The sequence below is a fragment of the Streptomyces sp. NPDC054863 genome (genome assembly GCF_053610825.1).
In genome coordinates this window covers 16,267-29,639 of the sequence record NZ_JBSGZD010000077.1, presented here as the reverse complement: position 1 = coordinate 29,639, position 13,373 = coordinate 16,267, and the positions used below count along the sequence as shown (strand labels likewise).

Genomic DNA, 13,373 nt, shown 5'->3' with positions numbered 1-13,373 from the left:
GTACGAGAGGCCGGGCCCCGCAGTGGGTGCCCGGCCTCTCGCGTACCTGCGCGACGTCGGTCAGCGCCCGGTGACCGCCTCCGCAGCGGCCAGTCCGCAGACCCGTGCCGCGCCGTGCGTCGCCACGTGCAGCGCGCCGCGCGGGGCCGCCCGCGGGACGCCCATCTCGACCACGACGGTGTCGGGGCGGGCGGCGAGCAGCCCGTCGAGGGCCGAGGCCATCCACGGGTGGCGGTGTTCGTCGCGGACGACGGCGACGATCCGGCGCTCGCCCGCGGCGGCGAGTATCGAAGCGGCGCTGGCCGTCTCGGCGTCGTACCCGCCCGTCTCGGTGCCCGGGAGGAACCGGGCCAGGTCGGCGGCGATCCCCCAGGGGGTCTCGTCACCGACGGCGATGTTCGCGACCGGGGTGAGGGCGGCCACGTACGGGGCGGAGGTGACGTGCGCGGCGCCCGGGGCGCGGGTGATGCGCAGTGCCCGGCGGGCGGCGACGGTGCCCACCTCGCGGTCGGTCTCGTTGCCGGGCGCGGTCCCCTCCTGCACTGCCGCGCCCGGCCCCGAAGTCCGGGCCTGCTGGGTCCACGTGGCGAGTGCACGCACTCGTGCCGCCGCGTCGGCCAGCCGCTCCTCCGGCAGTTCGCCGGAGCGGACCGCCCCGACCAGCGCGTCGCGCAGCCGCAGAACGGTCTCCTCGTCGGCGAGGCCGCCGCCGACGCAGATCGCGTCGGCGCCCGCGGCGATCGCCAGGACGGAGCCGCGCTCGATTCCGTACGTCGCGGAGATGGCCCGCATCTCCATGCCGTCCGTAATGATCAGCCCCTGGTAGCCCAGCTCCTCCCGGAGCAGACCGGTGAGGATCTGCGGGCTGAGAGTCGCGGGGCGGGTGGGGTCGAGCGCAGGAAGCAGGATATGCGCACTCATGACCGATTTGGAACCCGCGGCGATCGCGGACCGGAAAGGCACCAGCTCACGGGCGTGCAGTGTGTCCAGGTCCACATCGATGCGGGGCATGTCGTGGTGCGAGTCGACGTTCGTGTCCCCGTGGCCCGGGAAGTGCTTGGTGCAGGCGGCGACGCCTGCGGCCTGGAGGCCCTCGACGTACGCGGCGGTGTGGCGGGCGACGAGCAGCGGGTCGGCGCCGAAGGAGCGGACGCCGATGACCGGGTTCTTGGGGTCGGAGTTGACGTCCGCCGACGGGGCCCAGTTGAGGTTGACGCCGCATTCGGCGAGCCGGCGGCCCAGCTCGCGGGCGACGTCGCGGGTGAGCGCGGTGTCGTCGACGGAGCCGAGCGCGAGGTTGCCGGGGAAGGACGAGCCGCCGCGGACTTCGAGGCGGGTGACGTCGCCGCCCTCCTCGTCGATGGCGACCAGGACGTCGTCGCGCTCGGCGCGCAACTGGGCGGTGAGGGCCGCCAGCTGGCCGGGCGAGGCGATGTTGCGGCCGAACAGGCCGACCGAGGACAGGCCTTCACCGACGCTGCGCAGCAGCCAGTCCGGGGCGGCGGTGCCGTGGAATCCGGGCTGGAGGACGGCGAGGGCGTCCCGGGTCAGGGTGTCCGAGGAACCGCGTACGAGAGTGGTCATGGGGCGGCGTTATCCCTTCACAGCACCGGAGGTGAGACCGCTGACCGCTTTGCGCTGCAAGTACACGAAGAGGATCAGGATCGGGATGGCGAAGATCGAGGAGGCGGCCATGGTGGCGCCCCAGTCGTCACCGAACTGGCTCTGGAACTGCGAGAGCCACAAAGGCAGCGTCTTGGACTCGGGGTCCTTGTTGAGAATCATGACCAGCGGGAACTCGTTCCACGCCGTGATGAAGCCGAAGAGCGAGGTGGCCATCAGACCGGGGGCGAGCAGCGGCAGGATGACCTTGACGAAGGCCTGCGGGCGCGTGCAGCCGTCGACCATGGCCGACTCCTCCAGCTCCTTGGGCACCGCGGCGACGTAACCGCGCAGCGTCAGGACGGTGAAGGGCAGCACCATCATCATGTAGAAGATGGTCAGCGGAACCAGGCTGTTGAGCATGTCCGCGTCGCGCACCAGGAAGTAGATGGCGATGACCATGACTTCCCACGGCGCCATCTGCGCCAGCATGAAGACCAGGATCATGCCGCGCCGGCCCTTGAACCGCATGCGGGCGAGCGCGAAGGCCGCGAACAGCGACAGGATCAGCGAGAAGACCACGGCCAGGACGGTGACGGTCAGCGAGTTGACCACCATCTGACCGAAGTGTTCGGCCTTCACCGCCGTCACGAAGTGGTCGAAGGTCCACTCGGTGGGGAACCAGACCGGGGTCTCGGTGATGATGTCGCCGGTCGGCTTGAACGCCGTGCTGAACATCCAGTAGACCGGGAAGACCAGCCCGACGAAGAGCAGCAGCGCGATGGCGTTTGGCCAGATGCGGCCGAGCAGTGAGCGCTTCACAGCTCGTCCTCCCCTTGCTTGAGAACGATGCGGAGGTAGTACGAGGTGATGCCGAGCATGACCAGGATGGTGAGCAGCGAGATCGCCGCGCCCATGCCGTAGTGCTGGTTGCCCATGCCCTCGACGAAGGCGTACACCGGCAGGGTCTCGGTGAGCCGGTTCGGGCCGCCCTCGTTGAGGGTGAAGAGCTGCGCGAACGACTTGAAGACCCAGATGACTTCGAGGAACGTCGTGGCGAAGAGGAAGGGCTTCAGGAACGGCACGGTCACCGAGGTAAAGCTCTTCCAGGCGCCGGCGCCGTCGAGCGAGGCGGCCTCGTACAGCTCCTTGGAGATCGTCGTGGTGGCCGCGTACAGGTTGATCGCGACGAACGGCAGGGACTGCCAGACGATCAGCAGGGTGACCACGAAGAAGGTGGAGAACTGCGAGCCGGTCCAGTTGTAGTCGGCCATGGAGTGCCAGCCGAGATGGTCCAGCACCCAGTTGACGACGCCGTAGCGCGAGGCGAACAGCCACTGGAAGACGGTGGAGGCGGCGACCACGGGCATCGCCCAGGCCAGCACCAGGCCGAGCATCAGCGTGACGCGCATCTTCTTGCCGAGCCGGGCGAGCAGCAGGCCGATCAGGGTGCCGATGACCATGATCAGTACGACGTTGGCCGCGGTGAAGACGATGGTGCGGCCGGTGACCCGCCAGAAGTCCGGGCTGCCGAGGACCTCGGTGTAGTTCTCGACACCGTTCCACTCGGTCAGGCGCTGGATCAGCTGGCGCATGTTGAGGTTCTGGAACGACAGGAGGACGTTCTTCACCAGCGGCCAGCCGAGCAGCAGCGCCGTCACCGCCAGGGCGGGGATCAGCAGCAGGTACGGGGCGGCGTCGCCCATTCTGCTGCGCCCGCCGCCACCGTCGCCCGAGCGGCCCTTGCCTGCTCGTGGGCGGTCGCCGCCCTTACCGCTGGACACGACCTTTTCCTTGGCCGTGTCCGCCGTGGTCTGCACTGCCATGCTCGCCATCTCTTCCAGAACTGCTGTGGGGACGATGGGTGCGTGCCGCCGGGGCGGGCGGAGGTGCTCCGACCGCCCCGGCGTCTGCGCACGCGCTGCACCTGCCGGGTCGACCCCCGGCGGGCTGCGGGGTGTTACTGCTTCTGCCCGAGGCGCTTGTTGAGCTCGCCCTCGACTTCCTTGGCGGCGTCGGCCGGGGACTTACCGGACAGCACCAGCGTCATGTAGGTCTTGATCGGGTTCGGCGGGTTCTCCACCGGCGCCCACTCCGGGATCAGCGGGGTGGTGCCACCGGACTTGGCGGCGGCGGGGGCGCCGGCCAGCGCGGCGGGCTGCTCCTTGGCGGCGGCTTCCAGGGCCGGGGACTTGGGGGTCCAGCCGACCTCCTTGATGAGCGCGCCATCGTTCTTCTCGGAGAGCGCGATCCGCAGGAACTCCTTCGCGAGGTCCTGCTTCTGGCTGGCACCGGCGACGGCGAAGTTGGAGCCGCCGAGGAAGACGCCCTCGGGCTTCTCGGCGGTCTCGCCGGGAATGGTGAAGAAGCCGATGTCGTTCTTGATCGCCGGGTTGGCGGCGATGGCCGTGCCGGCCTCGTAGCCCATCGCGACGATGGCGCCGGTCTTGCCCTTGGCGAAGATCTCGGCCTGCTGCGGGGTGGCCTCGTCCTTGTCCTTGGGGGCCTTGGAGAAGGCCTGGTACTGCTTGTAGATGTCCATCGCCGCGCCGACCTTCGGGTCGGCGAGGTTGGACACCCACTTGTCGCCGTCCTTCTTGACCAGCTCGACGCCCTGGCCGACGGTCAGACCGCCGAAGAAGTACCAGTTCTGACCGGGCAGGTAGATCGGCTCGGCCTGGCCCTTCTTCTCGATGGCCTTGAAGGCCTCGAAGAGCTCGGCGCGGGTCTTGGGGGTCTCCTTGATGCCGGCGTCGGCGAAGACCTTCTTGTTGTACATGACCACGCGGTTGCCGAAGTACCACGGCAGGGCGTACTGCTTGCCCTCGAAGACCGACGGCTTGTTGACCGCCTCGGACCAGGCGCCGCCGATCTCCTTCTTGACGTCACCGAGCTCGGCGAGGCCGCCGGTCTTGGCGTACGCGGGAGTCTGGGTGTTGCCGATCTCCAGGACGTCCGGCGGAGTGGTCTCGGAGAGGGCCGTGGTGACCTTCTGCTGAATGCCGTTCCATTCCTGGACTTCGATCTTCAGCTTGGCCTTGGTCTTCTTCTCGAACTCCTCGGTGACCGCCTTCGTCCAACCGGGAGGGTTGGAGCCCGACATGACCCAGACGGTGAGGGTCTGGCCTGCGTAGCCGTCGGCGCCCGCCTTCTTGCCGTCGCCCTTGCTGTCCGAACCACCACACGCCGCGACGCTGGCCAACATGCCGGCGACGCCAATCGCCGCGATGAGCTTGCGCTTCATTACGCCACTCTCCTGCTCAGGGATGCCTGCAACCCCCGGCCCACCGCGAGGTCAACGCACGAAGTACGGCCTGTGGGACTGGGACCTGGTCTTTAATGGTTTAGACCAGTACCCGGAGCTTGGCCTAGACCTTTTGGGGTGTCAAGGGTGTGTAAGACGGCTCGATGCGTCCGTTATCGGACCGACACCTCGGCGCGTACGGGCGTTCTCAACAGCCCCTCGGGCCACCGCGTTCACGGGCGACGCGGTGTATAAGAAGGAATCGCGCGGAGCCGAGGCCCCGCGCGGCGGACCGTGCCACCATCCATGTGAGCCGCGACAGACGGAGGAGCCGGTGACGGCAGCAGCGCAGGAACCGGGAAGGCCGACCATGACCACCGAGGGCCCCAGCACGGACAACGGCACGAGCAGCAGCACGGGCACCGGCAGGGGCACCGGCACGAACAGCGGCAGCGGCAGCAGCACCGGCGCCACCGCCCGCGCCACCACCGGCACACACCTCGCGAGCCCCGACAGCAGCCAGGCAGCCGCCCCCACCCGCACCGCCCGCGTGCCGAAGTACTACCGCCTCAAGCGGCACCTGCTCGACATGACCGAGACCCTCCCGCCGGGCACCCCGGTACCCCCGGAGCGCACCCTCGCCGCCGAGTTCGACACGTCCCGCACCACCGTCCGCCAGGCCCTCCAGGAGCTGGTGGTCGAGGGGCGTCTGGAGCGCATCCAGGGCAAGGGCACCTTCGTCGCCAAGCCGAAGGTCTCGCAGTCCCTCCAACTCACCTCGTACACCGAGGACATGAGGGCCCAGGGCCTCGAACCCACCTCGCAGCTCCTGGACATCGGGTACGTCACCGCCGACGACACCCTCGCCGGGCTCCTCGACATCACCACCGGGGGCCGCGTCCTGCGCATCGAGCGACTGCGCCTGGCCAGCGGCGAACCGATGGCGATCGAGACGACCCACCTGTCCGCCAAGCGCTTTCCGGCCCTGCGCCGCTCGCTGGTGAAGTACACGTCCCTCTACACCGCCCTGGCCGAGGTCTACGACGTACGCCTGTCGGAGGCGGAGGAGACCATCGAGACCTCGCTCGCCACCCCGCGCGAGGCCGGACTGCTCGGCACGGACGTCGGACTGCCGATGCTGATGCTGTCCCGGCACTCCCTGGACAAGGACGGCGAACCCGTGGAATGGGTCCGGTCGGTCTACCGGGGCGACCGGTACAAATTCGTGGCGAGGCTCCAGCGCCCCAACGACTGACGCGTCCCCCACCGCCGGCGCGTCCCCCACCGCCGGCGCATCCCCACGACCGACGCGTCCCCACGACTGACAGCGCCTCACCGGTTGACTCTGGTACGTCGCTGACCTGCGATGGTCGCCCCGTGTCCGTACCGATATGCGGACAGGGGGTTACGCAGCGCGGTCACAGCCCCTAGATTTCGCGCACGTTACGAGGATGATCGCGCGAGGGGACGGACCGCCATGGCAGAGCCGAGACCGACAGCCGGGACCGAGCAGGCCGGGGGCTCCCCCGGACCCGCCCGCAAGCTGTCGCCCAAGTCCGTGGTGATCTGGTCGCTCGTGGCGCTCGTCGGCGCGGCCGGCTGGGCGGTGCTCGCCCTCTCCCGCGGGGAGGAGGTCTCCGCGGCGTGGATGCTGGCCGCGGCCCTGGGCTCGTACGCCATCGCGTACCGCTTCTACTCGAAGTTCATCGCGCACCGCGTCCTGAAGGTCGACAAGACCCGCGCCACCCCCGCCGAGCGCCTCAACGACGGCGTGGACTTCCACCCCACCGACCGCCGGGTGCTCTTCGGCCACCACTTCGCGGCCGTCGCGGGCGCGGGTCCGCTGGTCGGCCCGGTGCTGGCCGCGCAGATGGGATATCTGCCGGGGACCATCTGGATCGTCGCGGGCGTGATCTTCGCGGGTGCCGTCCAGGACATGGTCACGCTCTTCTTCTCGACCCGCCGCGACGGCCGCTCGCTGGGCCAGATCGCCCGGGACGAGATCGGTGCGGTGGGCGGCGCGGCGGCGCTCATCGCCGTGTTCGCGATCATGATCATCCTGCTCGCGGTGCTCGCACTGATCATCGTGAACGCGCTCGCCGAGTCCCCCTGGGGCGTCTTCTCCATCGGCATGACCATCCCCATCGCCCTCTTCATGGGCGTCTACCTGCGCGTACTGCGCCCCGGCCGGGTCAGTGAGGTGTCGCTGATCGGTGTCGTCCTGCTGCTGTTCGCGATCGTCGCGGGCGGCTGGGTCGCCGAGTCCTCGTGGGCGGAGACCTTCACCCTGGAGCCGGGCACGCTGGTCATCTGGATGGTGATCTACGGATTCCTGGCCTCGGTGCTGCCGGTGTGGCTGCTGCTCGCCCCGCGCGACTACCTGTCCACCTTCATGAAGGTCGGCACGATCGGCCTGCTCGCGGTCGGCGTGCTCATCGCACTGCCCAACCTCAAGATGGACGGCATCACCAAGTTCGCGACCAGCGGCACCGGCCCTGTCTTCGCGGGCTCGCTCTTCCCGTTCGTGTTCATCACCATCGCGTGCGGCGCGCTCTCCGGCTTCCACGCGCTGATCTCCTCGGGCACCACCCCGAAGATGATCCAGAAGGAGACGCAGATCCGGACGATCGGCTACGGCTCGATGCTGGTCGAGTCGTTCGTCGCGATCATGGCGCTGATCGCCGCCTGCATCATCGACCCCGGTCTGTACTTCGCGATCAACGCACCCGCGGGCGTGGTCGGCGACACCGTCCAGGCGGCCTCCGCGGCGGTCGGCAACCTCGGATTCACCATCTCCCCCGAGCAGTTGGCGCAGGCCGCCAAGGACGTGGAGGAGGCCAGCCTGCTGCACCGTACGGGCGGTGCGCCGACCTTCGCGCTCGGCCTCTCGGAGATCTTCTCGGCGGCCTTCGGCGGCGCCGCGATGAAGGCCTTCTGGTACCACTTCGCGATCATGTTCGAGGCGCTGTTCATCCTGACCACGCTCGACGCCGGTACGCGCGTGGGCCGCTTCATGCTCCAGGACATGCTGGGCAACGTCTACAAGCCGTTCAAGAACGTCAGCTGGAAGCCCGGCGTCTGGATCGCCAGCGCGATCGTCGTCCTCGCCTGGGGCTACTTCCTGTGGGTCGGCGTGCACGACCCGCTCGGCGGCATCAACCAGCTCTTCCCGCTGTTCGGCATCGCCAACCAGCTGCTGGCCGCCGTCGCGCTCGCCGTCTGCACCACGCTGCTGATCAAGTCGGGCCGCCTCAAGTACGCCTGGGTGACGGCCGTTCCGCTCCTCTGGGACGTGGCGGTCACCCTCACCGCGAGCTGGCAGAAGATCTTCTCCGCCGACCCGAGGGTGGGCTTCTTCGCCCAGCGCGACGTCTACCAGAGCGCGCTCGACAAGGGCCTCGACACGTTCAAACTCGCCAAGAACCGCGATCAGATGGAGACCATCGTCACCAACTCCACGGTGGACGGCATCCTTTCGATCCTGTTCGCCGTACTGATCGTGGTCGTGCTCTTCGAGGCCTGCCGCGCCTGCCTCAAGGCGATCCGCAACCCGGCCGGCGTCAAGCTCAGCGAGACCCCGTACGTCGAGTCGAAGATCGTCGCCCCCGCCTCCCTCTTCGCCACCAAGGAGGAGAAGGCGGAGCTGGTCGCGGCCGGCACCGGCCCGGAGGGCGGCCCGGTCAAGGAGGAGAGCAAGGCATGAGCACCGCGGCACTCCGGCAGCGCATGTCCCGACTGCGCTGGTACGTACGGGAATTCACCGGCGAAGCGGCATACGACCGGTATGTCGCACACGCCAGGTCGCACGATCCGGACGCCGCCGTGATGTCCCGCCGCACCTTCGAACGCAGCAGGACCGACGCCCGCGAGGGCGACCCCCGCAAGGGCTTCCGCTGCTGCTGAGCAGCAGCACCCGCCTGCACGGCGTGGCCGTACGGCCCGGCGTCCTGCCCCTCGAAACGGGGTGGGACGCCGGGCCGTCCGCGTTGCACACTCCCCCCATGAACATTCACATCCGCCCCGCCGAACCCGCCGAACACTCCGAAGCGGGCGAAATCACCGCCCGCGCCTACCTCGACGACGGCCACCTCAGCGGTGGCGAGGACAACCCGTACGCGGCAGTCCTGCGCGACGCCGCGTCCCGCGCCGAGAAGGCCGAACTGCTGGTCGCCGTCGACGCCGCCGGGACTCTCCTGGGGACCGTCACCTATGCTCCCCGGGGCAGCTCCCTCCAGGACGTCGCCGGCACCGGCGAGGCCGAATTCCGCATGCTCGCGGTCGCGCACGACGGCCGGGGACGCGGGGCGGGCGAGAGCCTCGTACGGGCCTGCATCGACCGCGCACGGGCCGAGGAAGGGGTCGTACGGCTGGTGATGTCGACCCAGCCGACGATGCTCGGCGCGCAACGGATCTACGAGCGCCTGGGCTTCGTACGAGTGCCCGAAAGGGACTGGGAACCGGTGCCCGGACTGAGCCTTTTGACGTACGAAATGGGGCTCTAGCCCACTTCCACTAGTGAAGTACTACGGCGCGCGACACAAGATGTGGTGGGTTCTTCAACGAGGACCCACCACATGTATGCTCGTGCTCGCTGTCGCCGCAGGGGAATCCGGTGAGAATCCGGAACTGTCCCGCAACGGTGTGTCATGTGCGCTTTTGCGTACCGCCAAGTCCGAGGACCTGCCGACAGCGCATCCGGCTCGACCGAACCGGATACCGATACGTCCGGGCCTCGCGGTTGGGCCGGTGGACGCCAGGTGACGCGTGCCCTTTCCCGGGTGCCGTGTGCCCGCGCGCCCCCGCTCCTCCCCCAGGCCCCGCGCCGAGCGAGGGAGAGCCCCCACGTGACCATCGCGCCAGTCGATCCGGCCACCGCACCACAGTCCCAGGACCACCAGGACGCGCCCGGGACCGCGCTCCTGCGCACCCTGACCGACCTGACCGCCGACCTTCCCGACACCGACCCCGGCCGGGTCGCCGCCGCCGCCCTGCGCGGTCGCAACGCGCGCTCGGACGCCGCCGAACTGCGCTCGCTCGCCACCGAGTCCGCAGCGGGCCTCATCTCCGAGGACCCGGCGTACTCGCGCCTCGCCGCCCGCCTCCTCGCCCGTACGATCCGGGACGAAGCGGCCACCCAGGGCGTGAACTGCTTCTCCGAGTCCGTCGCCGTCGGTCACCGCGAAGGGCTCATCGCGGACCGTACGGCCGACTTCGTCACCAAGCACGCGGCGGCGCTCGACGAGCTGATCGACCTCGAAGGCGACGACCGCTTCGAGTACTTCGGTCTGCGGACCGTCTACAGCCGCTACCTCCTCCGTCACCCGATCACCCGCCAGGTCGTCGAGACCCCGCAGCACTTCATGCTGCGGGTGGCCTCCGGCCTCGCCGAGGACGACAGCGAGCGGGCTCTCGCCGAGGTCGCCTCCCTGTACCGCCTGATGAGCCGCCTGGACTACCTCCCGTCCTCGCCGACGCTCTTCAACTCCGGCACCCGCCACCCCCAGATGTCGTCCTGCTACCTCCTCGACTCCCCGATGGACGAGCTGGACTCGATCTACGACCGCTACCACCAGGTCGCGCGCCTCTCCAAGCACGCCGGCGGCATCGGTCTCTCGTACTCCCGCATCCGCGCCCGCGGCTCCCTGATCCGCGGCACCAACGGGCACTCCAACGGCATCGTGCCGTTCCTGAAGACCCTGGACGCCTCGGTCGCGGCCGTGAACCAGGGCGGCCGGCGCAAGGGCGCCGCCGCCGTCTACCTGGAGACCTGGCACGCGGACGTCGAGGAGTTCCTGGAGCTCCGCGACAACACCGGCGAGGACGCCCGCCGTACGCACAACCTCAACCTCGCCCACTGGATCCCGGACGAGTTCATGCGCCGCGTCGACCAGGACGGCACCTGGTCCCTCTTCTCCCCCGCCGACGTCCCCGAGCTGGTCGACCTGTGGGGCGACGAGTTCGACGCCGCGTACCGCAAGGCGGAGGCCGCGGGTCTCGCGAAGAAGTCGATGCCGGCCCGTGAGCTGTACGGCCGCATGATGCGCACCCTCGCGCAGACCGGCAACGGCTGGATCACCTTCAAGGACGCCTCCAACCGCACCGCCAACCAGACGGCGGAGCCCGGCCACACGGTCCACTCCTCCAACCTGTGCACCGAGATCCTGGAGGTCACCAACGACGGCGAGACCGCCGTCTGCAACCTCGGCTCGGTCAACATGGGCGCCTTCGTGGACGTCGCGACCCGCGACATCGACTGGGACCGCCTCGACGAGACCGTCCGCACCGCCGTCACCTTCCTCGACCGCGTCGTCGACATCAACTTCTACCCGACCGAGCAGGCCGGGAACTCCAACTCGCGCTGGCGCCCGGTCGGCCTGGGCGCCATGGGCCTCCAGGACGTCTTCTTCCAGCTGAAGATGCCGTTCGACTCCCCCGAGGCCGCCGCGCTCTCCACGAAGATCGCCGAGCGCATCATGCTCGCTTCGTACGAGGCGTCCTGCGACCTCGCCGAGCGCTCGGGCCCCCTCCCCGCCTGGGAGAAGACCCGCACCGCCCGCGGCGTCCTGCACCCCGACCACTACGGCGTCCAGGTCACCTGGCCCGAGCGCTGGGACGCCCTGCGTGCCCGCATCGCCAAGACGGGCATGCGCAACTCGCTCCTCCTGGCCATCGCGCCGACGGCGACCATCGCCTCCATCGCGGGCGTCTACGAGTGCATCGAGCCGCAGGTCTCCAACCTCTTCAAGCGCGAGACGCTCTCCGGCGAGTTCCTCCAGGTCAACTCCTACCTGGTCCGCGACCTCAAGGAGCTGGGCGTCTGGGACGCGCAGACCCGCGAGGCGCTCCGTGAAGCCTCCGGCTCGGTCCAGGGCTTCAACTGGATCCCGGCCGAGGTCCGCGACCTGTACCGCACCGCGTGGGAGATCCCGCAGCGCGGCCTGATCGACATGGCGGCGGCCCGCACCCCGTACCTCGACCAGTCCCAGTCCCTGAACCTCTTCCTCGAAACGCCCACCATCGGCAAGCTCAGCTCGATGTACGCGTACGCCTGGAAGAAGGGCCTGAAGACGACGTACTACCTGCGCTCGCGCCCCGCCACCCGGATCGCCCGCGCCGCCGGCTCGCAGGCTTCCGCCGCGGCCCCGGCCCCCACCGCCGCCCTCCCCGCCCAGCAGGTGACGGACGCCGAAGCGCTCGCCTGCTCCCTCGAAAACCCCGAGTCCTGCGAGGCCTGTCAGTAATGAGCACCAACCACCGGAAGAACCTTCTCGACCCGGGCTTCGAACTCACCCTCCGCCCCATGCGCTACCCGGACTTCTACGAGCGCTACCGGGACGCGATCAAGAACACCTGGACCGTCGAGGAGGTCGACCTCCACTCGGACGTCGCCGACCTGGCGAAGCTGACGCCGGGCGAGCAGCACATGATCGGCCGTCTGGTCGCGTTCTTCGCGACCGGCGACTCGATCGTCTCCAACAACCTGGTGCTGACGCTCTACAAGCACATCAACTCCCCCGAAGCGCGGCTCTACCTCTCGCGCCAGCTCTTCGAGGAGGCCGTGCACGTCCAGTTCTACTTGACGCTGCTCGACACCTACCTGCCCGACCCGGAGGACCGCGCCGCGGCCTTCGACGCGGTCGAGGAGATCCCCTCGATCCGCGAGAAGGCGCAGTTCTGCTTCAAGTGGATCAACGAGGTCGAGAAGCTCGACCGCCTGGAGACGAAGGCCGACCGCCGCCGCTTCCTGCTCAACCTGATCTGCTTCGCGGCGTGCATCGAGGGCCTGTTCTTCTACGGCGCCTTCGCGTACGTCTACTGGTTCCGCTCGCGCGGTCTGCTGCACGGGCTGGCGACGGGGACGAACTGGGTCTTCCGGGACGAAACCATGCACATGAACTTCGCGTTCGAGGTCGTGGACACCGTCCGCAAGGAGGAGCCCGAGCTCTTCGACGACGAGCTCCAGCAGCAGGTCACCGACATGCTGAAGGAGGCGGTCGCCGCCGAGCTCCAGTTCGGCCGTGACCTGTGCGGCGAGGGCCTGCCGGGCATGAACACCGAGTCCATGCGCGAGTACCTGGAGTGCGTCGCCGACCAGCGCCTGGAGCGCCTCGGCTTCCCGAAGATCTACGGGTCGTCCAACCCGTTCTCCTTCATGGAGCTCCAGGGCGTCCAGGAGCTGACGAACTTCTTCGAGCGCCGCCCGTCGGCGTACCAGGTGGCCGTGGAAGGCACCGTCGGGTTCGACGACGACTTCTAGCAGCACCTTCTAGGCGGCGCGGCTGTAGCTGTGCTCGGGGCGGGCCGGGATTCCTTCGGGGGTCCCGGCCCTTCCCTTTTGCGTCCGCCCCGTTTCCGTCCGCTCCGCGTTGCGGAGCTGCCGGTCGATCCGCAGGTCCCGCGCGTGCCCGACGAGCGAGGGAAGGGCGAGGAGGACGAAGACGAAGGTGACGCCGAGGATGTCCAGGAAGGTACTGGTGTCTGTGTTCATGCCTCCACTCTCGTCCGGCGCAGCAAGATTGATGAGTGG

At 69.0% G+C, this 13,373-nt stretch carries 11 protein-coding genes and 1 riboswitch; of the genes, 6 read left to right on the top strand and 5 right to left on the bottom strand.

The genetic code is table 11. The features are described from left to right. Window positions 1–60: 60 nt before the first annotated feature. The 4 genes from ACWGIG_RS16720 to ACWGIG_RS16705 all read right to left on the bottom strand — a co-directional run bounded on the left by ACWGIG_RS16720 (window position 61) and on the right by ACWGIG_RS16705 (window position 4,846). On the bottom strand, window positions 61–1,584 hold the full coding sequence (locus ACWGIG_RS16720; protein ID WP_453322339.1) for a glycoside hydrolase family 3 protein: 1,524 nt from the start codon (window positions 1,582–1,584) through the stop codon (window positions 61–63). Between the two features lie 9 nt (window positions 1,585–1,593). Beyond that, window positions 1,594–2,424 (bottom strand): carbohydrate ABC transporter permease, encoded by an 831-nt coding sequence (locus tag ACWGIG_RS16715; RefSeq protein ID WP_453322338.1) that lies wholly within the window; start codon window positions 2,422–2,424, stop codon window positions 1,594–1,596. Further along, window positions 2,421–3,428 (bottom strand): carbohydrate ABC transporter permease, encoded by a 1,008-nt coding sequence (locus ACWGIG_RS16710; RefSeq protein WP_453322337.1) that lies wholly within the window; start codon window positions 3,426–3,428, stop codon window positions 2,421–2,423. The genes ACWGIG_RS16715 and ACWGIG_RS16710 overlap by 4 nt, the downstream gene beginning before the upstream one ends. Window positions 3,429–3,562: 134 nt before the next feature. After that, a complete protein-coding gene (locus ACWGIG_RS16705) occupies window positions 3,563–4,846 on the bottom strand; it encodes an extracellular solute-binding protein (protein ID WP_453322336.1) in 1,284 nt (427 codons plus the stop codon). A gap of 370 nt (window positions 4,847–5,216) precedes the next feature. On the opposite strand from ACWGIG_RS16705, the gene ACWGIG_RS16700 reads away from it, so the two are divergent. From ACWGIG_RS16700 to ACWGIG_RS16675, 6 genes are all read left to right on the top strand, one after another. Continuing rightward, complete coding sequence (locus ACWGIG_RS16700) at window positions 5,217–6,101, top strand: GntR family transcriptional regulator (protein WP_453322335.1); 885 nt, start codon at window positions 5,217–5,219, stop codon at window positions 6,099–6,101. A 222-nt stretch (window positions 6,102–6,323) separates the two neighbouring features. Then, the gene (locus tag ACWGIG_RS16695; protein ID WP_453322334.1) at window positions 6,324–8,549 is read left to right on the top strand and encodes a carbon starvation CstA family protein; all 2,226 of its coding nucleotides are present in this window, start codon (window positions 6,324–6,326) and stop codon (window positions 8,547–8,549) included. Continuing rightward, on the top strand, window positions 8,546–8,749 hold the full coding sequence (locus ACWGIG_RS16690; RefSeq protein WP_453322333.1) for a YbdD/YjiX family protein: 204 nt from the start codon (window positions 8,546–8,548) through the stop codon (window positions 8,747–8,749). Before ACWGIG_RS16695 ends, ACWGIG_RS16690 begins: the two co-directional genes overlap by 4 nt. Before the next feature lie 98 nt (window positions 8,750–8,847). After that, window positions 8,848–9,348: a GNAT family N-acetyltransferase gene (locus tag ACWGIG_RS16685; protein WP_453322332.1), complete on the top strand. Its 501-nt coding sequence runs from the start codon at window positions 8,848–8,850 to the stop codon at window positions 9,346–9,348. Window positions 9,349–9,424: 76 nt separating this feature from the next. Next, a riboswitch (cobalamin riboswitch) is annotated at window positions 9,425–9,548 on the top strand. A gap of 142 nt (window positions 9,549–9,690) precedes the next feature. Beyond that, window positions 9,691–12,087, top strand: a complete 2,397-nt coding sequence (locus ACWGIG_RS16680; RefSeq protein WP_453322331.1) for a ribonucleoside-diphosphate reductase subunit alpha — start codon at window positions 9,691–9,693, stop codon at window positions 12,085–12,087. Then, entirely contained in the window at window positions 12,087–13,103 is a 1,017-nt protein-coding gene (locus tag ACWGIG_RS16675) for a ribonucleotide-diphosphate reductase subunit beta (RefSeq protein ID WP_453322330.1), read from the top strand. Before ACWGIG_RS16680 ends, ACWGIG_RS16675 begins: the two co-directional genes overlap by 1 nt. Before the next feature lie 9 nt (window positions 13,104–13,112). On the opposite strand, the gene ACWGIG_RS16670 is transcribed toward ACWGIG_RS16675, so the two are convergent. Then, on the bottom strand, window positions 13,113–13,334 hold the full coding sequence (locus ACWGIG_RS16670; protein ID WP_453322329.1) for a hypothetical protein: 222 nt from the start codon (window positions 13,332–13,334) through the stop codon (window positions 13,113–13,115). Window positions 13,335–13,373: the final 39 nt, after the last annotated feature.

Bases quoted from the DNA above. Each gene is read 5' to 3' on its own strand.
- ACWGIG_RS16720 (WP_453322339.1), bottom strand. From the start codon at position 1,584: ATGACCACTCTCGTACGCGGTTCCTCGGACACCCTGACCCGGGACGCC.
- ACWGIG_RS16710 (WP_453322337.1), bottom strand. From the start codon at position 3,428: ATGGCAGTGCAGACCACGGCGGACACGGCCAAGGAAAAGGTCGTGTCC.
- ACWGIG_RS16705 (WP_453322336.1), bottom strand. From the start codon at position 4,846: ATGAAGCGCAAGCTCATCGCGGCGATTGGCGTCGCCGGCATGTTGGCC.
- ACWGIG_RS16700 (WP_453322335.1), top strand. From the start codon at position 5,217: ATGACCACCGAGGGCCCCAGCACGGACAACGGCACGAGCAGCAGCACG.
- ACWGIG_RS16695 (WP_453322334.1), top strand. From the start codon at position 6,324: ATGGCAGAGCCGAGACCGACAGCCGGGACCGAGCAGGCCGGGGGCTCC.
- ACWGIG_RS16690 (WP_453322333.1), top strand. From the start codon at position 8,546: ATGAGCACCGCGGCACTCCGGCAGCGCATGTCCCGACTGCGCTGGTAC.
- ACWGIG_RS16685 (WP_453322332.1), top strand. From the start codon at position 8,848: ATGAACATTCACATCCGCCCCGCCGAACCCGCCGAACACTCCGAAGCG.
- ACWGIG_RS16675 (WP_453322330.1), top strand. From the start codon at position 12,087: ATGAGCACCAACCACCGGAAGAACCTTCTCGACCCGGGCTTCGAACTC.
- ACWGIG_RS16670 (WP_453322329.1), bottom strand. From the start codon at position 13,334: ATGAACACAGACACCAGTACCTTCCTGGACATCCTCGGCGTCACCTTC.